Here is a 19,227-nt window from a genome sequence, read left to right as displayed (position 1 = left end):
CATGTCGTATCTCCTGCTCTCCCTCGCCATCCTGAGCGAGGTCTGCGCCACCAGCTGCCTCAAGCTCACCGAGGGTTTCTCCCGGTTCTGGCCGAGCGTCGGCGTCGCCGTCGGCTACGTGCTCTCCTTTGCGCTGCTCGGCCGTGCGCTCAAGCACATACCGGTGTCGGTCGCCTACGCCGTCTGGTCGGGCGCGGGGACGGCGGCGGTCGCCGGGATAGGCGTCGTCGCCTTCGGCGAGTCGCTGGAGCGGCTCCAGCTGCTGGGGATCGCGCTGATCATCGTCGGGGTGGTCGTGCTCAACCTCAAGGGCGGTCACTGAGGTTCACCGGCGGCGCGGAAAGTCGGCGGGCCCGACTTTCCGCGCCGACGCCAACTTCCCGCTCCCGTGAGGTGGCGCGTGGTCAGTGCTTACGGTGCTGGGCGGTCCGGCGGCGGCGGAGCAGGATCGTGGCCGAGCCTCCGACCGCGACCAGAGCCGCGCCGATCAGTCCCGGGGTGGCGACCTTCGCACCGGTGGACGCGAGTGCGGAGTCACCGTTGGCGGTGGGGCTCGCGGACGCGGTGGTCGGGGCGGCGGGCCGCGGGCTGCCGGTGACACCGATGGCCGTCACGTCCTCGGCCGGCTTCGTCGCCGAGGTGGGCGCGGGCGCGGTCGGGGCCTGCTGGGTCGGCGTCGCGGAGCCCGGCTTGGGGGTGGCAGTGGCGGTCGCCGTGGCCGTCGGAGCCGGCGCGGTGGGCGAGGCCGTGACCGAGGTCGGGGTCGGGGTGGGGTTCGGGCCGGCACCCAGCTGGATGCGGACGTCCGCGCCGTCGGCCGTCATCCCCACCACGCTGACGGACAGCCCCGAGGCCGTGTCCGTCAGGGCGGCGGAGCCCGTGAACGATCCGACGACGGACTTCTCGTCGTGCCGGCCGTTGCCGATCATGACGGAGTGCTCGTAGTTCCCGTGCGGGGCACGGAAGACGTCGACGCCCTGCGCGACGTCCTTGTCCAGCGTGCCGGCGTCCGGCGTGCGGTACTCGACGACGATCCGGTCGCCGGTCGTGCCCAGCGGCAGGTCGACGGCCCGCACCCCGGAGGCGCCCGCGGCGTGCAGCGGCGTGAGGTGCACGGTCGTGGTGGACGTGGGCGCGGCGATCTGCTGCTCGGTCAGCCACTTCCGGGACATCAGCTCGGGCGCCGACAGGCCCTTCTTCTCGCCGCCCCCGCCCATCGGGGTGCGGTCGCTGTAGCCGTCCTCGCTGCACGAGGTGAAGGCGCCGGCCGGGCACACCTGCCGTTCCTCGTGGGCGAAACCGAGGTTGTGGCCGATCTCGTGGAAGATGGCCGCCTGGGACTCGACCGCCCCTTCCTGGAACCAGGTGACGTTGCCAGGCTGCATGCCGAGACCCCACCACTGGCACGCGTCGGTGCTGGGCATGACGATCGACAGGTGGTCGTAGGTCACGTCGGGGATGGTCTTGCGGGCGAGCTCGGCCATCTTGCTCGTCTCGCACCCGGAGCCGTCCATGTCCAGGGTGAACGGCCCGAACACGCCGTCCCCCTTGGCCGGCACCACGCCGAACCGGTTCCCGGAGTTGGCCGCGTAGTAGGTGGTGAGGGAGTCGGCGGAGCCGAAGAAGTTCTTCCGGGCCGCCTCGCGGTCGGCGTCGGCGTGGGCCAGGCTCGCGTTGCGGAAGTTGACCAGGACGACGACGTGCCGGTCGGTGGTCTGCGGGCCGGGATCGGCCAGTGCGGGGGTGGTGAGCACGGTACCGGAGAGCGTCAGCACGGCCGCGGCGGTGGCGGCGAGGAGCGGCGCGACCCCGCTCTTCCGGCGCTGCGAGAGCTCGGCGGAGCGGCCGGCTGCACTGCGATGCGAGGACGTGCTATGTGACATTGCTCTGGTCCCTTGACTCGTCGGGTGGTCTGTACGGGGCGGCTCCCCGTGCTGCGGACTGTCTCTCACCTGCCGTGCGCGGCAGGCGAGTTCACCGGGTCCGGGACTCTCCCCGGACCTCCGGTGGACGGCCGCCCCGGCAGTCCGCGGCCGCAGGAGTGCCCCACGGACTGCCGGGGTGTGCCGACCGAAACGGGGAAACCGGACGGCACGGCGGACGACGAACACGGTCGCGGGCGGCGCTGCCCGGTGGCCGCCCCCTTCCGGCGGAGCGGCCCGGCTCGAAGCCCCGCACCTCGTCGCCGCCTTGCCTGCGGCGACGGCCCGTGTTCGTTCCCACGCCTCGGAGACCACCCCCGGCCGGCCGGATAACACTTTTCTCGGCACGCCTCGCGTCAGGCCGGGGCGGGGCGACTTCGAAGCACGAGTGCCCCGGGGCCGTCGGATCGTCGTCCGCGGATGAATCAGCCGAAACGTCGTACGGCCGACATGAGCCCGCCGGGCTCAGCGCACCACCCGGGCGCGCAGGTAGTTGCGCCGCCCGAAGTTCGGCTCGTCCACCGCCGTCAGCTCGTCCACCTCGAAGCGGTACAGCGCCCCCGCCCCGGCCCCGGTGAGGTACTGCCGCCGGACGTCCTCGTCCTGCGCGAAGGACGGGTACCGGCCCTGGTACGCGGCCAGCGCCGCCTCGGCCTGCCTCCCCCACGCCTCGCCCGCGCTCCCGGTGAGCTGGAGGCCGCGCAGCTGCTCGCCGAAGACCGGCGGCGGCAGGAAGACGGTGGCGGCGGCCCGGGCCTCCTCGGCGAGGTGGTGGCTGTGTCTGGTGGAGCGCTCGCTGACGAAGTACAGGACGAGGTCGTCGTCGTACGCGAAGAAGGCCAGGTTGGCGTGCGGCCCGCGCTCGTGGCCCGAGGTGGCGAGGGTGAGCACCATGGCCTCGGCGAGCAGGCCCTCGACGCCCTTGCGCAGCAGGTCGGCCGGCCAGTCCCCCTGCGTGATGTCGAGTCGGTACGGCATTGGCGCTCCCTCCGCTGGCACGTCCGAGGCGCTCCCCGCGCCCGGACACGACTGAGCCGGGCGGGTTCCCCTCAGGAGGGGCCCCACGCCCGGCTCACATGCTCCACCCGCCACCCCGTACGGACAAGGGTCGGGCGAGCCGCGGAATCAGTACCGTCGCGCCTCGTACGACGCCTGCCCACGGATCACGACGGGCAGCGCGCCCGGGCCGAGCAGCGGGCGCAGCGCCCCCGCCCGCATCCGGTCGACGAGCGGCGCGCAGCGCCCGGCGAGCGGAGCCAGCACCACGGCGGCCACGATGCCGACCAGCGCGCCGACCGCCACGTCGTGCGGGTAGTGCACGCCGACCCAGACCCGGGAGGCGGCCATCAGGGCGGCGAAGATCCCGGCGATCCAGCCGAGCCGCCGGTCGGCGAACCAGAGCGCCCCGGCGGCGGCGAAGGCGATCACCGAGTGGTTGCTCGGGAAGGACCAGTCACCGGTGCCCGGGCAGGTCTCCAGCGAGACGCTGCCGGGGATCTGGGCGCACGGCCGGACCTCCTCGACCAGGCTCTTGAACACCGAGTTGACGGCGTACGCGACGACCACGATCGCCGGCGAGGCCAGCACCTTGGCCATCACGGCCGAGTCGGCGCCGCGCGCCCGCCACCAGGCGAACACCATGAAGACCGCGAACAGGCCGAGGCCGATCGCCGACCAGATCCTGATCAGCTCGTCGAGCCAGTACGGGGCGGCCTCGGCCCAGCGGTTCACCTGGCTGTAGAGGCTGCCGTCGATACCACTGCCGTCGTACACGGCGAGAGCCCGGTAGGACATCACGCGTCACCTCCGTGACGGCGCGCCTTACGGGCGCGGAACAGTTCGAGAACAATGGGGAGCACGGAGACAACTACTACCAGACCGACGATCGGTAGCAGATAACGGTCGATGTTGGGGACCGAGGAACCGAGGGCGTACCCGGCCAGCACGAGCCCGACGGTCCACACCGCGCCGCCGACCACCTGCCAGACGGTGAACGTGCGCACCGGTACGTCGAGCACGCCGCACAGCGGGTTGAGCACCGTCCGGACCACCGGGATGAAGCGGGCTAGCACGATCGCCTTGCCGTGGCCGTACTTGGCCAGCAGCCCCTCCGCCCGCTCGACGCCCTGCAGCAGGCTCTTGCGGCTGGTGCGGCGCAGCAGCGCTCGCCCGCCGCGCCGTCCGATCAGGTAGCCGGTCTGGGCGCCGGCCACCGCCCCGACCAGGGCGGCGGGCAGCACCTGCCACAGCTCCAGCTGCGGGCCCTTGGTGACGCCGGGCGCGCAGAGCACGCCGGCGGTGAACAGCAGCGAGTCGCCGGGCAGGAAGAAGCCCACCAGCAGGCCGGTCTCGGCGAACAGCACCACGGCGATGCCGAGCGCGCCGAAGGCGGCGAGCAGCGAGGAGGCGTCCAGCGGGTTCACCGCGAGGTGAACGGCCGGATCGCCGGGGAACTGGAGCAAGGCTGGCGGACCTCCCGTACGTTGGAGGGCGGCTCGCAGCGGGGACCGCCCCGACCGTCTACAGTGACGTAGACGGTCTACGTGACTGTAGACGACATCTGGAGGAAACGCCGTCATGTCCGACGCACCGTCCGCCCGCCGGCCCGCCGGCGAGCTGGAGGCCGAGGTGCTGGCCGCCCTCTGGTCGGCCCAGCACCCGATGACGCCGCAGGACGTCCAGACGGCGCTCGGCGGGGACCTCGCCCGCACCACCATCGCCACGATCCTCGCCCGGCTGCACGACAAGGGCACCGTGGAGCGCACCCGGGCGGGCCGCGCCTACGCCTACACCCCGACCGTCCAGGACCCGGCCGGCCTCGCCGCCCGCCGGATGCACACCGAGCTCGGTCGCGAGGCCGACCGGTCCACCGTCCTGGCCCGCTTCGTGTCCGACCTCTCCGCCGAGGACGAGCAGCTGCTCCGCGAACTGCTGGGCGACGGCGCTCCCGGGGCGCACGCGCCGTGATCCTCGCCGTCCGGACCCCGCCGCCGCTGACGCTCCCGGCCACCCGGCAGCCCGAACCCCGCGCCACCGGTTAGTCATAGCTCCTTGGCATGCCCACTCTCATACCGGCCGGTATGCCGAGTTCGCAGACCCCATCCCCAGAAACCCACCGCACCCGTACTCTTTCGTCAGCGCGTCGGCCCCGGCGCGACCTCGATCGGCGGCGAGGAGCAACCCGAGTGCGGCAGACCGGACGGCAGACCCGGCGAGCAGAACGTCGAATCCCGCCGACCGCGGCCGAACTGGCCCAGGTCCACGACCACACCCTCGCCGAAACCGCCGCCCGCGAACCCGACCACGACGGCTTCCCCGAACCCGCCGGCCCTGGCCCGCTCGCACCCCGCCCCGAGATCGGCGACTCATGGGCCCGGCTGCGCCGCCTCGGCCTCGACCCCGACGCCGGCGCCGCCGCCGTCCACCTCAGCCCTGCCGAGATCGAGTTGCGCCGCCGTGCGAGCGGCCTCGAAGCGGTCATACCCGTCCTGCGCGAGACCCTTGTCCAGCCCCTCGACCAGACGCCGCTGATCCTCGCCATCGCCGACGCTGAGGGCCACGTGCTCTGGCAGGACGGCGAACGCACCCTGCGCCGCAGCGCCGACCGGATCGGCTTCCTGGTCGGCGCCCGCTGGGTGGAGGAGAACGTCGGCACCAACGGCATCGCCGTCGCCCTGCGCACCCAGCGCCCGATGCACGTCCACTCCGCCGAGCACTACCTGCGCAGCCACCACTCCTGGACCTGCGTCGCCGCCCCCGTCCACGACCCCGGCACCGGACAGCTGATCGGCGCCGTCAACCTCAGCGGCCCCGCCCACAGCGTCCGCCCCTACCTGCTCCGGCTCACCGCCACCGCCGCCCGGCTCGCCGAGACCGAACTGCGCGCCCACCGGCTGGAGTCCCTCCACCAGCTGCGCACCCTCGCCGCCCCGCTGCTCGCCCGGGTGGCCGGACCGGCCCTGGTCGTGGACGGGGCCGGCTGGACCGCCGCCGCGGCCGGGCTCCCGCCGCCCACCCGGCTGCGGCTGCCCGCCGAGGGCTGGGGCGGCGCCGCCGTCCAGTGGGTCCCGGGCCTCGGCGAGTGCGTCCTCGAACCGCTCGCGGACGGCTGGCTGGTGCGGCCGGTCCGGCCGCCGGAGGAGGGCGGCTCCGGCGCGCCCGGCGCCGAGCAGGCCGAGGGCGCCCGGCTCCGGCTCGACCTGCGCCGCGCCGACCGCCCCCGGCTCTCCGTCGAGGGCGCGGCCGGCGGCTGGTCGCACACGCTCAGCCCGCGCCACGCCGAGTTACTGCTCCTGCTCGCCACCAGGCGCGACGGCAGCACCGCCGCACAGCTCGCGGACGCCCTGTTCGGCGATCCGGCCCGGACCGTGACGGTCCGCGCCGAGCTGTCCCGGCTGCGCCGCTACCTGGGCGGCCTGCTCGCCCACCGGCCGTACCGGTTCGCCGAGCCGGTGCTGGTCACCGTGCTCGGGCCGGACGACCCCTACGACCTGCTGCCGTCCTCCTCGGCCCCGGCCGTACGCCGGCTGCGGGCCGGACTGGCCGCGGGGACGGTCCGGCTGCCGGGCGCGCCGGTGCCGGCGCCACGCGGTCCGAGGAGCGCGGCGCTCCCGCCGGCGGCGCCTCAGCCGCCCGCGAGCAGCGCGGCCAGCTGGGCGTCGGTAGGCCCGCAGGCGCGCTCCGCCTCCTCGGAGACCAGCGCGTAGGTGCGGTCCAGCCAGTCCTGCACCCGGGGCCTGGAGACCTCCAGCAGCGCGCTGCCGTGCGGGGACTCCAGCGCGAGGTGCAACGTCGAGCCGTGGCACGGGCAGTAGGCCGGCCACAGCTTGACGTCGCCCTGGCCGCTCAGCGTCCGCAGGCCGTCGCGCAGCAGTTCGCGCGAGAACACCCAGTCGGCCTCGTCCGGCCGGCCCAGATGGAAGGTCAGCAGCACCTCGTACGGCCGCGCGGCGTCGAACCGGAACCTGGTGCGGACCTCGCCGACCACCTCCTCGCCCAGCGAGATCCGCAGCGTCAGAACCTCCTCCACCGCCGCCGGGGCGGCGGTGGAGCGTTCCCCATCGCCGCCCGTGGGGGTGGCGGCGAGGGGTGCACTGGAGGCTGCAGACAGCGGGTCGGGCGGCATGACGGTCTCTCCGGGACGGCGTGGGATGACCTCAGCGTGCGCCACCTCCGGCCCGGCGGGCAAGGGTTGCAAGGAGGTTGCAATAACCCTCGCCCACGAGCGCCGGTCCTTACCGGTCCTTGTCAGACGGTATGTCAACTTCCGCTTGTCGAACGGGTGTCCACGAAATGGATGGAATCCGTCCGAAGCGTGGCCGTCCGCTGGTACGCTCGCCCCCTCCCAGCGCGGGCGCCGCGCGGCACATGGGAGAATGCGGCGACCGCGACGGCGACTTCGGGGAGGGAGGGGTCCGGTGGCTGTGCGCGAGGACGCTGTGCACAAGGGTGCTGTGCGCGAGGATGCCGTGCACCAGGGCGCGACACGGGACGTGCACCACGAGCCCGCACCGCACGGCCGGCACGGCCGGCCACGCCCGTTCGGCGGCCGGCTCCGGCTGCCCACCCTGCGCTTCTCCGGCGCCGCGATGGCCATGTCCACCGTCGTCGGCATCAGCATCGCCACCACGCTGCTCCTCCACGAGCAGCAGGGCATCGGCCGGCGGGCCGGGGTCGCCCGGGTCGGCACCACACCGCCGCCCACCCCGACCGGCGGCGAGCAGGCCGACGCGTCCGCCGACCGGGCCCCGACTGCGCCCCCGACCACTGCGGCGACCGCTCCCGCAACCACTCCCGCGACCGGCGGACGGCCGTCGGCGGCCCGCTCGGCGGCGCCGCTGTCCGGAACGGCCTCGCCCGGCGCCTCCGGGTCCCGCAAGCCCACGCCCGGCCCGACCGGCACGCCGTCGGCGGGCAACGAGCCCGGCACGCACGACGGCGGGCTCGCCTCCACGGACGACCCGTCCGCCCAGGCCCACGGCCCGGCGGCTGCCCAGCAGCAGCCCGTCCCGCAGCAGCCCGCGCAGCCCTGCGAGCAGCCGTCCCCCTCGCCGCACGCGAACCGGCCGTCCCTCGGCACGCCTCTTGCGCCCACCCTTCCGAGCGGCCCGTCCGTCCCGCCCGCTCCGACCCCGGCCACCGCACCCGGAGCCGGAGCCGCCGGGACGACCGACACCCCCGACACGGGCGGCGACCACGAGGCCGACCAGGTCCTGACCGGCACCGCGCTGGTCACACCGCTCGGCCCCGACGGCACCCGGCACGTGCTCGGCCTCGGCGTCACCGAGCCCGTCACCGCACTGCAGGCCGAATTCCGGCTCACCGCAGGCGAGTTGGCCCCCGGCAGCGGCACCGCCTGGACCGACCTGCCCGGCGCCGTCGTCACCGCCCACCAGGAACGCGGCACCCTGGTCTACCGGTTCACCACCCCGGCCGGCACCGACGTCCGCCCCGGCCACTACACCTTCGCCGTCCGCGGCACCCGCCCGGCCGTCCCCGCCGGCGCCGTCACGGTCACGGGAGCGCGCAAGCCGGCGGCGGCGGAGAGCTGGAACGCCGCCGCCTTCGGCCTCACCCACCCGCGCGCCGTCGCCGCCCTCGGCTCCTTCGCCACGGCCGACGCACATCAGACGGCCCCGCAGCCCGCCACCGCGCAGCAGCCGGCACCCCGACCCGGCGCCCTGAAGCCCCCCGCCGCCCGCTGAAGCGACACCGCTGTCGCACCGCTCGGCCCTTCGCACCGGCTCCTGCCACGACCAGCAGTCGGCGCAGCGCTTCGACCCGACGGGCCGACAGGTCACACCAGGTCACCGCGGAGCCGGGGCTCATCTCCGCCACCCCGTTCGTTACTGTGGGCAGCATCCGGCACGGCGGCCCGATCGGCCCCCGCACGGCCGCAGTCCCGCATTCGAGGAGGAGTCCGTGTCCACCGTCCTGACCCAAGGCGGCAACGCACCGCTGACCGCCGCGCGGGTGACCGTCGAGGTCACCGCCCCCAAGGCGCTGGACGTCTCCGGCCTGCTGCTGACCGCCGCCGGGAAGGTCCGCTCGGACGCCGACTTCGTCTTCTTCAACGCCCCGCACGGCCCCGGCGTCAGCCACCGCCCGGCCACCGCCGACGTGCCGGACGCGATCACCGTCGACACCCGGGCCGTCCCGGACGGCATCACCACGGTCGTGGTCACCGCCAGCCCCGCCGACCAGGACAGCACCTTCGCGGGGATGGAGCCGACCGCGACCGTCCGCGACGCCGACACCGGCGAGGTCCTGGCGTCCTTCACCCCGCCGCCGCTCAGCCGGGAGACCGCGCTCATCGTGGTCGAGATCTACCTGCGCAACGGCGCCTGGAAGGTGCGCGCGGTCGGCCAGGGGTACGCCGACGGCCTCGCGGGCATCGCCACCGACTTCGGCGTCACCGTGGACGACGCCCCCGCCGCCCCGCCGGCGCCCGCGGCTCCGCCCGTCCCGCCCGCGGCCTCTCACGCGGCTCCTGCGGCTCCGCCCGCCGCCCCGCTCGACCCGCGGATCGCCCTCGCCACCGCTCCCCCGATGCCCCCGGCCCCGCCCGCTCCGGCCACTCCGCCCGCCCCGCCCGCCCCCGCGAAGGTCACCCTGGACAAGGGCCGGGTCAGCCTGGTCAAGGGCAGCTCGGTGTCCCTGGTGAAGAACGGCCGCCCGTTCCTCTCCTCCGTCCGGATGGCGCTCGGCTGGGAGCCCGCCGGCCGGGGCCGCAGCATCGACCTCGACGCCTCCTGCATCGCCTTCGACGACCGGCACCGGAAGCTGGAGACGGCCTGGTTCATGAAGCTCACCGTCTTCAACGGCGCGATCGCCCACTCCGGCGACAACCTCACCGGCGACGGCACCGGCGACGACGAGTCGATCACCGTCCACCTGGAGGGCCTGCCGCCCGAGGTCGCCGGCCTGGTCTTCGTCGTCAACTCCTTCTCCGGCCAGCGCTTCACCGAGGTGCAGAACGCCTACTGCCGCCTGCTGGACGCCTCCACCGGGCAGGAGCTGGTCCGCTTCGACCTCACCCGCTCCGAGCCGCGCACCGGCGTGGTCATGTGCAAGCTGGTCCGCCAGGCCTCCGGCGAGTGGGTGATGACCGCGCTCGGCGAGTACGTCGACGCCAGGACCGCCCGTGCGATGGTCGAACCCTCGGCCGCCCTGCTCTGACCCGCCGGACCGGGCGGGGCGAAACCCGTTGCCCCGCCCGCCCCGCCGGTGCTCCAATCCCCCGGTGCCGATCCTCATCACCGACCGCCTGATCCTCCGCCACTTCACCGAGGCGGACGCCGACGACCTCGCCGCCCTGCACGCCGACCCGGCCGTGATGCGCCTCATCGACGACGGCCGGCCGGTGCCGCCCGCCGTCACCGCGACCGTGACGCTTCCTTCGATCCTCCGCGACTACCGGGAACTCCCGCCCGGCCAGGGCCAGTTCGCGGCCGTCACCCGCACCGGGTACCGCTTCCTCGGCTGGCTCTCGCTCCGCCCGGCGAGCAGCGTCGGCCTCACTGCCGCCACCGGCGACCTCGAACTCGGCTACCGCCTCCACCCGGCCGACTGGGGCCGCGGCTACGCCACCGAGGGCGCGCGAGCCCTCGTCCGGCACGCCTTCCTGAACCTCGACGCGGCCCGGGTCGTCGCCACCACCATGACCGTCAACACCGCCTCGCGCCGCGTCATGGAGAAGGCGGAGCTCCGCCACGTCCGCACCTTCCACGAGGACTGGCCGGACCCGCTCCCGGGCGCCGAGCACGGCGACGTCGAGTACGCCCTCGCCCGCGCCGACTGGTCGGCCGAAATCCGGTAGCGGCCCCACGCCGCCGGAGCCCAAGCTGTCCGCATGCAGATCAGAGAAGCCACCGCCGAGGACTGGCCGGCCATCTGGCCGTTCTTCCACACCGTCGTCGCCGCGGGCGAGACCTTCCCCTACCCGCTGGACCTCTCCTCCGAGCTCGGCCGCGAGTGGTGGCTGCTGCCCGCGCCCAACCGCACGGTGGTCGCGGTGGACGACGCGGGCACGATCGTCGGCACCGCCAACATGTGCCGCAACCGACCGGGCAACGGCGCACACGTGGCCAGCGCCAGCTACATGGTCGATCCGGCCCACCACGGTCGGGGCATCGGGCGGGCCCTGGTCGAGTACACCCTCGACTGGGCCCGCCGCAGCGGCTACCGCGCCATGCAGTTCAACGCGGTGGTGGCCAACAACCGCCACGCCGTGAAGCTGTACGAGTCGCTCGGTTTCCGGATCGTCGGCACCGTCCCCGAGGCCTTCCACCACCCCACGGACGGCTACGTCGGCCTGCACGTCATGTACCGGCCGCTGTAAGGCACTTGCTCGACGGGCCTACTCCTCGATCGCCCCGCCGACCCGGCGCAGGTGCTGCCGGAAGCTGTACGACGGATCGGCGGCGCGCCGCTCCAGGTACTCGTCGAACGCGGTCTGCCGGCGGAGCGTGTCGCCGGAGCGGATCCGCTCGGCCTGGGCGCGCTCGGTGCGGGCGATCCCGGCGGCCGTCGCCAGGACCTCCTCGACGCGGTCGAACGGGACGAACAGCACGCCGTCGGCATCCCCGAACACCACGTCGTCGGCGCCCACCAGGTGCGGTCCGAACCGCGCCGTGACCAGCGCCTCCGGCTCCCGCCCGTCCAGCCGCACCGGCCCGAGCGGCAGAGCGCCGTAGCTGAACACCGGCAGCCCGATCTCCACCAGCTCCGGCGTGTCCCGGTGCAGCCCCCACACCACGATCCCGGTTACCCCGGCGGAGCGCGCCTCGAGCACCGCGAGGTCCCCGATGCAGGCCTCGTCCGTCCGCCCGCCGTTGTCGATCACCAGCACGTCCCCGTCCCGGGCCGCGCCGTACGCCTCCAGGAACACGTCCACGCTCCCGTAGTGCCGCACCGGCAGCACCCGCCCCGCGACCCGTCCCCCCGCGACCACCCCGGAAACCCCCGCCGGCGCGGCCCGCAGCTCCACTCCCAACCGCACACAGGCATCCGCCACCAACGGCGTCGACAGCCCCTCGAACTCCTTCAGCATCCCCAACTCCTCCCACCGACAGCGCAGTTCACGACACCGCTGATCCTAAGGCGGGGGAACGCGTACGGCCCGCACCCCCCTTCCACAAGGGGTGCGGGCCGTACGGGTCGTGCGCAGCGCGTCAGTTGCGGGTGGCCATGGCGCGCAGGAAGAAGGTGAGGTTGGCCGGGCGCTCGGCGAGGCGGCGCATGAAGTAGCCGTACCACTCTACGCAGCGCCCCCGCTTTCCTCGGGCGATGTCATCGATCATGGTGCCGACGGTGCAAAGTGGCTTTGACCTGCTGTGATGCAGTGAGACGTCTTGAGACGCAGTACTACCGTCCTATGACCGCTGAGCCCCTATGGGCCCCCTACGGGAAGCTCCACCCTACGTAGGCTCTACGGCGACTGCTCCCCTGGGACGTACGGCCAGCCGTACCGGTGAGCGGCCGCCTCTCGCTGGCTCTCAAGGGAGACCGTGCAGTCCTCGCAGGCTCGGATCGGTACGCGACCGTGCTGCTGCACGAGCTGGCCGACAACCGCGCTCCGCCCAGCCGCCCGGCATCGGTAGCACTTGCCCGGCGACCACTCGTAGGCAGCAATCACCTCGTTACGGGATGTGAGGGTCAGGTCGCGCACTTGTCCGTCCCTTCGGTTCCGTCGTTAGGCCGCGTGGCCGAGTTGCATGATTTCGAGATCGCCAGCCAGGCAGTCCTGTGGGCCGCATCGCCAGCCCCACCTGCCAGGAGCGCCAGGTGTTACACGCCCGACGTGGGCGCCACGAGATCGCCGAACTGAGCCTCCAGGCCGACGACGCCAAGCTCGGGCTGGCTGCTGATGATGACCAGGTCCGCGACGGCGTCCAGGATCGGCTCGCAGGCCAGTCGGCTGCGGTGATCGAGGACGGCGGGCGCGGTCGCAACGAGGATGCCGCGGAACTCGGCGAGCGGGGCGGTGACGCGGGTGATGCCGTGCCGTTCTGCTCGCGCGGCGATGGCGGTGTCCTCGCCGGCGGCCGGGCCGAGGTCGAGCCAGTGGGTGCCGGGATCCATGGCGGGCAGTGCGCTCGCCATGGACGCCGCCACCGCCGCGGCGGAGTCGAACACAGCGAGGACCGCGACAGCACCCGCCACGGCCTCCTGGACTGTCGACGCGGTGGATGAGTCGTCAGTGCCGAGGAGGCCGTGGGTGCGTACGGTGTGGCCGGCGCGCGTGAGGCGGTTGGCGATCTGGGTCGTGAGGGTCGTGTTGCCGAGGACTGCGAGCGTGCTCACCGTATGCCTCCAGGCTGGCTGAGATTCATTGATCTCCTGCGCGAGGGATCTACGGTAGGCGCACACACCCGGCACGCGAAACGGCGTTTATGCACCACTTTCGGGGTGCCCGACCGTCGTTTATGCACCATTTACTACCATGAGTGACAGTCGAGGGGCGTAGCTAACTCTTCGTATCGGCTTGTTGTGAACATTTCGGCCACTGCGCCATCGTGATGTCCCCGAGAACCACGAGAGCCAGATAGACGTCATGGGCGCCTGAGGTCTCACACGGCTTCGGATCATGCCCGTGAACGAGACGACGCGCGAGCAGCCTCTCCGCGATCCGGATGTGCTCGCGCACGGTCGCATCCCTGAGGCACAGGTCCTTGGCCGCACCCGTCGCGTTGCCGTCATGCTCCAGCCACGCGATCAAGGTCCGGCGCAGAGGGCGCTTGCTCCGCTCCATACGCCGCATCAGCGCTTCCGCCCACCCGCGAACCGCAGGGGTGTCAAGGAGACCGGTTCCGTCCGGGCTCGTCAGGTGGACGGGCCCGGGCTCAGGGTCCTGGGTGTTCGTGCCCACGGCCTCCACGTCCAGGGCGAGGCTGACCACGGCGCGGTCCGGGTAACCGTTGAGATCCAGGTGAAGGAGCTCCCCGACCGTGGACATGTGCCGGCCGATCGTGTTGCGGTGCCGCCCGAGGAGCTTTCCGGCGCCATCAGCTCCGAACGCGAGCCCGTTCAGCACACCAGACATCAGTTCATCGCGGCGGCCTCGCCTCAGACGGAGCAACGGCTCCAGAACGCCGGTAGCCCATGCATCCGCGCGATGATCGAGGACGTGTGCCAGTCGCGTCTCGGTGATGGACAGAGCTATCCGGCCGGGGGTGACCTGTGCGTGGAGGATGCCGCTGGCGGCGTCCTGGTAGGCGCTGGCGGTGTCCGCGAGAGTGGACGGCCCGGAGCCGCCGAGGTACCGGGCGGCGGCGGCCTCAACCACGGTTACCAGCGCCGTCTCGACCGCGGCTCGGTACTCCTCGCTGGCCACCACGATGGTGTCCTCATCGTCGGCCGGGCACCTGGTGACCAGGGCGATGGTGCCGATGGCGGCGTGGCACGTCGTGGCGATGCGGTCGCGCTCGCCGGCGGGGCCCTTCAGGATGTAGACGCGAGAAGCGCCGGCGTCGAACGCGTCGAGGTTCAGGTGGCCGGTGATGACGCGTCGAAAGGCGTCGACCTGGCCGAGCATGAGGAACTGCAGGGCCGATGCTCGTACAGTTGCCGCGCTTGCTTCGAGCGCTTCTTCCTGCTGTCGAAGGATGGCCTGGAGGCGGGCCGCCTCGTCTGTCGTTGGCATCGTGTTGCTCCTTCTGGCTGGTGAGAGGGTCCGTCCTGCCGGGGTGTTGGGGCCAGCGGTAACAGGCGACGGCTCTGTAGCCAGTAGGTGTGAGGTGGCGTGGTGGCTGCGGTCTGTGGGGCGAAGCAGCCTGTTGTCAATGGGTCTCCTGTGACATCGGGACCTGCGGACATGCGCTGGAGTTCGAACAGATATTCCCATGCGTCTGGTGTCAGTGCCTAGTGATCTTCCAAACGAATGATCAAGATTGAGGGGTTCATCTGGTAACAGCTGGGCGAACGGCGGGTGCTGCCCGCAACAACGGGGGCCGTCCAGCTGTATCGGCTCGGAGTTGTCCTTGTCCGGCCGCTGACGGCCGGACAAGGATCACGCGGCGGGCGGGTTCCAGGCGTTGACGGTGTCGATGACGCGATGCTGCTGGTCGGGCGTGAGACCGAGCCACAGGGGCAGGCACAGATGGGTGTCGGCGAAGTGATCGGCGAGGGGATAGGCGCCGGTGAGGCCGAGGGCAGGCTGGTGGTGGAGGGGGTTGTCATAGACGCCGCGGGCCGGGGTGATTCCGGCCGCAGTGAGGTGGCGGCGCAGGTGGTCGCGCAGGGTGCGGCTGGGGAGTTGGATGATCGCCTTGTGGCCGCTGTAACGGTGTCCGGGTTCGAAGGGGACGGAGACCTGGGGGTGGCGGATGCGCTGGGCGTAGGTGCGCAGGAGGTCGTGGGCGCGCTGCATGGGGGTGGGGGTGGTGGTGAGCTGGACGAGGCCGAGGGCGGCGGAGAGTTCGGGCAGGCGCCAGGCGCTGCCGAAGACCGTGTTGTGGCCGTCCTCGTTCTTGCCCTGGTCGCGGTACTGGCGGGCAAGGTCGGCGAGGTGGGGGTCGTCGGTGGTGATGAGGCCGCCTTCGCCGGTGGTGAGGATCTTGGTGGCGAAGGTGGAGAACGCGGCGGCGGCGCCGAGGGAACCGGCCGGGCGGCCACCGGTGCTGGAGCCGTGGGCGTGGGCGGCGTCTTCGACGACCAGGAGGTTGTGGGTGGTGCAGTAGTCGGTGATCTTGTCGAGGTCGGGGGTGATGTGGCCGCCGAGGTGGACGAGGATGACGGCGCGAGTGGCCGGGGTGCGGGCGGCGTCGATCGCGTCGAGGGTGGCGGCGAGTCCGGCGTCGTACAGGACCGGGCGGGCACCGGCACGCAGGACGGCTTCGGCGGTGGCGTAGTTGGTGTTCGCGGGGACGAGGATGTCGGCGCCGGTGAGGCCGAGGGCGCGCAGGGTGATCTCGATGGCGGTGGTGCCGGAGGAGACCGCGATCGCGTACTGGGTGCCGGCGGTCGCGGTGAAGGCCGTTTCGAGGCGGCGGGTGTAGGGGCCGAGGGTGAGGCGGCCGCTGTCGACGATGCCGGCGGCGGCGGTGAGGAAGTCGGCCTTCTGCGCGGTGGTGAACTCGGTGCGGAACGGCGGAATCACGGTGCTGTTCTCCTTGCCGGGTTCAGGCGGCCAGGGCCGGGGCCCACGGCTCGACGGCGACCAGGCCGGCGGGCACGTCAACGGCGGGCCGGGGCTGGATGAGCAGGGGCACGGGGTGGCCGAGGATCTGCGCGGCGCAGTCGGCGGAGGCGCGACCGGCGAGGGTCATCTTGCCGGGGAAGACGGTGTGCAGGCCGGTGATGCCTTCGCTCTCGGCGTGGTTGATGATGTGCCAGCCTGGGTTGAAGCGGCCCGCGAGGGCGTCGGCGGTGGCGACGTAGTCGGTCTTGCCGACCGTGTAGGCGGTCGCGGAGGGCAGGTCGACGGTGCCGGGCTCCAGCAGCTGGCCGAGCTGGTGCAGGAGCAGCTGGGTGCGTTCCAGGGTGACGGGGTAGCGGCGGCAGCCGGTGACGGGGGGCTGGATACCGCCGTAGAGGGAGGCGAGGACGGCGCCGTGCGCGGGCATGGCGACGGGGCCGGACTGGTTGGTGAAAATGATGCCGCAGGGCAGGTTGCCGGGCAGGTGCATCATCATGTCCAGGCGTGAGCGTAGGTCGGCGGCGTGGGCGGAGTCGAGGCCGGCGAGGAGTCGGGCGGTGCCCAGCCCTGCGGCGAGGACGATGTGGTCGGCGGCGAGGTGTTCGCCGCCGCCGGTGATGACGGCGGTGGCGCGGTTGCCGGTGCGGTGGATGGTGTGGGCGGCGGTGCCGAGGATGAAGCGCACGCCGGCGGCCAGGCATTGGGCGGTGGCGGCGGTCAGCAGGCGCCGGGAGGAGATGGCGCGTTCGGCGACGGCGATCAGGTGCTGTCCGGCGACGGCGTCGGGGCGCAGGTGGGGGAGGTCGGCGGGCTTGACGGTGTGGTGGGGCAGGTGGTGGGTGTCGAGGGCGGTGCGGAAGGCGCGTTCGTCGGCGTCGTTGAGGACGTAGACGGCGTCGGCGGCGGTGACCTGGGCGTCGGGGGCGAGGAGGGTGAAGAACTCCTGGGCGTTGCGGCAGTCGGCGACGACGTGCGGGGACTGGCGGGCGTACATGGCGCCGGAGTGGAGCATGCCGTGGTTGGCGCAGGTGGCGCCGGAGCCGATGCGTTCGGCGTCCAGGACCGTGACCTGGTGGCCGGCGTGGGCCAGGCGCAGGGCGGTGAGCAGGCCGGTGATGCCGGCGCCGACGATGAGGGTGGAGGACACGGGGACGGTTCCTTTCCCGGGCGCCGTCCCCGCGCCTTGGGGGTCAGCGTCCGATCTCGGTGTACTTGGTCTCGGTGGTGGTCTTCTGGGCCTGCCACCAGGGCTGGTTGTCCTGGTACCAGGCGATGGTGTCGGCGAGGCCCTGGCGGAAGTCGCCGTAGACCGGGGCCCAGCCCAGGGCGCGGAGCTTGGAGCTGTCGTTGGCGTAGCGCAGGTCGTGGCCGGGGCGGTCGGCGACGTGGTCGTAGGCGTCGGCAGGGTGGCCGAGGAGTTCAAGGATGAGCTGGACGATCTCCCGGTTGGAGCGCTCGTCGCCGGAGCCGATGAGGTAGGTCTCGCCGGGGGTGCCGCGGTCGATGATCGCGTGGACGCCAGCGTTATGGTCGTCGACGTGGGTCCACTCGCGGACGTTGGTGCCGTCGCCGTACAGGCGGGGGCGGGCGCCGGTGAGGAGGTTGGTGACCTGGCGGGGGATGAACTTCTCGGGGTGCTGGTACGGGCCGTAGTTGTTGGCGCAGTTGGAGATGGTGGCCTGGACGCCGTAGGAGCGGGCCCAGGCGCGGACCAGCATGTCGGAGCCGGATTTGGTGGCGGAGTAGGGGCTGGAGGGGTTGTGCGGGCTGTCCTCGGTGAACAGGTCGGTGCTGTCGACGGGCAGGTCGCCGAAGACCTCATCGGTGGAGATGTGGTGCAGGCGCTTGCCGTGTTGGCGGACGGCCTCCAGGAGGCTGAAGGTGCCGTGGACGTTGGTGCGGACGAACGGTTCGGGGTCGTGCAGGGAGTTGTCGACGTGGGACTCGGCGGCGAAGTGCGCCACCACGTCGGCTTCGGTGACGAGCCGGTCGACGAGTTCGCGGTCGCAGATGTCCCCGACGACCAGGTCGACCTCGTCGAGGCCAGCGAGGTTGTCCTTGTTGCCCGCGTAGGTGAGCGCGTCCAGAACCCGGATGCGGTACTCGGGGCGGTGGGCGGCGGTGTAGCGGACGAAGTTGGCGCCGATGAAGCCGGCTCCGCCGGTGACGAGGATGTTCTTCAGGCTCATGGGGCCGCATCATATGCTGTCGTCGACGAATCTGATTTCCAGTCATATATGCGTTTAGCTATGGAAGTTGTGCTGAAAATCTGCGCGCTTAGCCCGACCGGGAAGGTAGGCGAACATGGGGTGTGCGCCCGCAGGGGAGAGTCTGCCGGGTGCCGCCGGCGCGACCGTTCTGGGCGTCGCGACGGTCAGCCGTTGTACGTACAGGCCCGGACCTCCGTCGGCGGCGATCCCGGGCAGTCATCGTGCTGGATCAGCTCGCGCCGCTCGTCCACCGTCCTGAGCAGGCGCCCGCGGGTGTACGCGTAGCAGCGCGGGCAGTGCCCCATCGTCGTGTAAGTCGACTCGCTGGGCGTCCCGCCGACGACGCTCACTCGGCATCACCGCCGGGCAGGTTGCGGGCGCAAGAGCATCCGGCGTGGCCGCAGAGGCACACCAGCACCCGGGCGCCGCCCTCGTCCCAGATCCCGCCAGGGCACCCGTGGTGGGCGTCCAGCTGGCATTCGGCCGAGATGTACCGGCCAGCCTTGGACGTGTCCAGAGTGATGACGATGCCCGTTGGCGTGTCGGGCCTGACAACCGTGGTCACGGCGTCTCCAGCCCTTCCGCCCCCGCACGGCAGACACGGACGACAGCAGTACCGCCTCCAGTGAGGTCGAGCCGCAGTTCCATCGAGCCAGTGCCGTCGAGCAGACGCTCCATCTCCAACGTGCGACCCGCGCCCAGCAGGCGGTGCATCGCCCGGTGCTGATATTCGCCGATCGGAAGCTGGCGCACGACCTGCCACAAGGTGGTCAATGCCACGTCGAACGGCAGCATCATCGGCTCCAGGTACCCGTCCACCGTGACCGTCAGGTCACTGGTGCCTGCCAATTCACGCGTCCACGGGCGGCTCGGCTGGTTGGCAGTCGTCATGCGCGCTCCTCTGTGCTGGGCGGCTGCGTGACAGACAGTCAACTAGCGATCACCTCCGTGGGAGAAT

General features: G+C 72.4%; 22 protein-coding genes. 7 read left to right on the top strand and 15 right to left on the bottom strand.

From position 1 onward, the window contains the following. Position 1 precedes the first annotated feature (1 nt). The gene (locus F7Q99_RS20405) at positions 2-322 is read left to right on the top strand and encodes a DMT family transporter (RefSeq protein ID WP_153463399.1); all 321 of its coding nucleotides are present in this window, start codon (positions 2-4) and stop codon (positions 320-322) included. A gap of 82 nt (positions 323-404) precedes the next feature. On the opposite strand, the gene F7Q99_RS20400 is transcribed toward F7Q99_RS20405, so the two are convergent. From F7Q99_RS20400 to F7Q99_RS20385, 4 genes are all read right to left on the bottom strand, one after another. Then, complete coding sequence (locus F7Q99_RS20400) at positions 405-1,883, bottom strand: hypothetical protein (RefSeq protein WP_153463397.1); 1,479 nt, start codon at positions 1,881-1,883, stop codon at positions 405-407. A 504-nt stretch (positions 1,884-2,387) separates the two neighbouring features. Beyond that, positions 2,388-2,900, bottom strand: a complete 513-nt coding sequence (locus tag F7Q99_RS20395; RefSeq protein WP_153463395.1) for a pyridoxamine 5'-phosphate oxidase family protein — start codon at positions 2,898-2,900, stop codon at positions 2,388-2,390. A 147-nt stretch (positions 2,901-3,047) separates the two neighbouring features. Further along, entirely contained in the window at positions 3,048-3,716 is a 669-nt protein-coding gene (locus F7Q99_RS20390) for a phosphatase PAP2 family protein (RefSeq protein ID WP_153463393.1), read from the bottom strand. Continuing rightward, the gene (locus F7Q99_RS20385) at positions 3,716-4,384 is read right to left on the bottom strand and encodes a DedA family protein (protein ID WP_230210271.1); all 669 of its coding nucleotides are present in this window, start codon (positions 4,382-4,384) and stop codon (positions 3,716-3,718) included. The genes F7Q99_RS20390 and F7Q99_RS20385 overlap by 1 nt, the downstream gene beginning before the upstream one ends. Before the next feature lie 115 nt (positions 4,385-4,499). On the opposite strand from F7Q99_RS20385, the gene F7Q99_RS20380 reads away from it, so the two are divergent. Continuing rightward, positions 4,500-4,889 carry a BlaI/MecI/CopY family transcriptional regulator gene (locus tag F7Q99_RS20380; RefSeq protein ID WP_153463389.1) on the top strand — a complete coding sequence of 130 codons (390 nt, stop codon included), beginning with the start codon at positions 4,500-4,502 and terminating at the stop codon, positions 4,887-4,889. Between the two features lie 218 nt (positions 4,890-5,107). Next, the gene (locus tag F7Q99_RS20375; protein ID WP_326846913.1) at positions 5,108-6,628 is read left to right on the top strand and encodes a GAF domain-containing protein; all 1,521 of its coding nucleotides are present in this window, start codon (positions 5,108-5,110) and stop codon (positions 6,626-6,628) included. Here the strand turns inward: F7Q99_RS20375 and F7Q99_RS40460 are convergent. Beyond that, positions 6,547-7,047 (bottom strand): SsgA family sporulation/cell division regulator, encoded by a 501-nt coding sequence (locus F7Q99_RS40460; protein ID WP_195911125.1) that lies wholly within the window; start codon positions 7,045-7,047, stop codon positions 6,547-6,549. The two genes, F7Q99_RS20375 and F7Q99_RS40460, sit on opposite strands and share 82 nt — an antisense overlap. A 292-nt stretch (positions 7,048-7,339) precedes the next feature. Here F7Q99_RS40460 and F7Q99_RS20365 point away from each other — a divergent pair, with 292 nt between their 5' ends. From F7Q99_RS20365 to F7Q99_RS20350, 4 genes are all read left to right on the top strand, one after another. Beyond that, positions 7,340-8,626, top strand: coding sequence for a hypothetical protein (locus tag F7Q99_RS20365; protein WP_195911124.1), 1,287 nt, complete (start codon positions 7,340-7,342; stop codon positions 8,624-8,626). A 229-nt stretch (positions 8,627-8,855) separates the two neighbouring features. After that, entirely contained in the window at positions 8,856-10,100 is a 1,245-nt protein-coding gene (locus tag F7Q99_RS20360; protein ID WP_153466435.1) for a TerD family protein, read from the top strand. Positions 10,101-10,164: 64 nt separating this feature from the next. Then, the gene (locus F7Q99_RS20355) at positions 10,165-10,740 is read left to right on the top strand and encodes a GNAT family N-acetyltransferase (protein ID WP_326846912.1); all 576 of its coding nucleotides are present in this window, start codon (positions 10,165-10,167) and stop codon (positions 10,738-10,740) included. Positions 10,741-10,773: 33 nt separating this feature from the next. After that, positions 10,774-11,262 (top strand): GNAT family N-acetyltransferase, encoded by a 489-nt coding sequence (locus tag F7Q99_RS20350; RefSeq protein WP_153463379.1) that lies wholly within the window; start codon positions 10,774-10,776, stop codon positions 11,260-11,262. An 18-nt stretch (positions 11,263-11,280) separates the two neighbouring features. Here the strand turns inward: F7Q99_RS20350 and F7Q99_RS20345 are convergent, their stop codons facing one another. The 10 genes from F7Q99_RS20345 to F7Q99_RS20305 form a co-directional block, all read right to left on the bottom strand. Beyond that, positions 11,281-11,973 carry an RraA family protein gene (locus F7Q99_RS20345; RefSeq protein ID WP_153463377.1) on the bottom strand — a complete coding sequence of 231 codons (693 nt, stop codon included), beginning with the start codon at positions 11,971-11,973 and terminating at the stop codon, positions 11,281-11,283. Between the two features lie 121 nt (positions 11,974-12,094). Next, positions 12,095-12,223, bottom strand: a complete 129-nt coding sequence (locus tag F7Q99_RS42645; RefSeq protein ID WP_268267555.1) for a hypothetical protein — start codon at positions 12,221-12,223, stop codon at positions 12,095-12,097. A 487-nt stretch (positions 12,224-12,710) separates the two neighbouring features. Further along, on the bottom strand, positions 12,711-13,226 hold the full coding sequence (locus F7Q99_RS20340) for a hypothetical protein (protein WP_153463375.1): 516 nt from the start codon (positions 13,224-13,226) through the stop codon (positions 12,711-12,713). Positions 13,227-13,389: 163 nt separating this feature from the next. Next, positions 13,390-14,565, bottom strand: coding sequence for a helix-turn-helix domain-containing protein (locus tag F7Q99_RS20335; protein ID WP_195911123.1), 1,176 nt, complete (start codon positions 14,563-14,565; stop codon positions 13,390-13,392). 366 nt (positions 14,566-14,931) lie between these two features. Next, entirely contained in the window at positions 14,932-16,020 is a 1,089-nt protein-coding gene (locus tag F7Q99_RS20330) for a DegT/DnrJ/EryC1/StrS family aminotransferase (RefSeq protein WP_195911122.1), read from the bottom strand. A 22-nt stretch (positions 16,021-16,042) separates the two neighbouring features. Further along, positions 16,043-17,206 carry an NAD(P)/FAD-dependent oxidoreductase gene (locus F7Q99_RS20325; RefSeq protein ID WP_153463368.1) on the bottom strand — a complete coding sequence of 388 codons (1,164 nt, stop codon included), beginning with the start codon at positions 17,204-17,206 and terminating at the stop codon, positions 16,043-16,045. A gap of 43 nt (positions 17,207-17,249) precedes the next feature. Beyond that, positions 17,250-18,248 carry a dTDP-glucose 4,6-dehydratase gene (gene rfbB / locus F7Q99_RS20320; protein WP_153463366.1) on the bottom strand — a complete coding sequence of 333 codons (999 nt, stop codon included), beginning with the start codon at positions 18,246-18,248 and terminating at the stop codon, positions 17,250-17,252. Positions 18,249-18,433: 185 nt separating this feature from the next. Beyond that, positions 18,434-18,619 carry a hypothetical protein gene (locus F7Q99_RS20315; protein ID WP_153463364.1) on the bottom strand — a complete coding sequence of 62 codons (186 nt, stop codon included), beginning with the start codon at positions 18,617-18,619 and terminating at the stop codon, positions 18,434-18,436. Then, the gene (locus F7Q99_RS20310; protein ID WP_153463362.1) at positions 18,616-18,834 is read right to left on the bottom strand and encodes a hypothetical protein; all 219 of its coding nucleotides are present in this window, start codon (positions 18,832-18,834) and stop codon (positions 18,616-18,618) included. The genes F7Q99_RS20315 and F7Q99_RS20310 overlap by 4 nt, the downstream gene beginning before the upstream one ends. Continuing rightward, positions 18,831-19,160 (bottom strand): hypothetical protein, encoded by a 330-nt coding sequence (locus tag F7Q99_RS20305; protein ID WP_153463360.1) that lies wholly within the window; start codon positions 19,158-19,160, stop codon positions 18,831-18,833. The genes F7Q99_RS20310 and F7Q99_RS20305 overlap by 4 nt, the downstream gene beginning before the upstream one ends. Positions 19,161-19,227: the final 67 nt, after the last annotated feature.

It is taken from the genome of Streptomyces kaniharaensis, from assembly GCF_009569385.1.
Classification (GTDB): Bacteria; Actinomycetota; Actinomycetes; order Streptomycetales; family Streptomycetaceae; genus Kitasatospora; species Kitasatospora kaniharaensis.
This window is presented reverse-complemented; position numbering and strand designations above follow the sequence as displayed.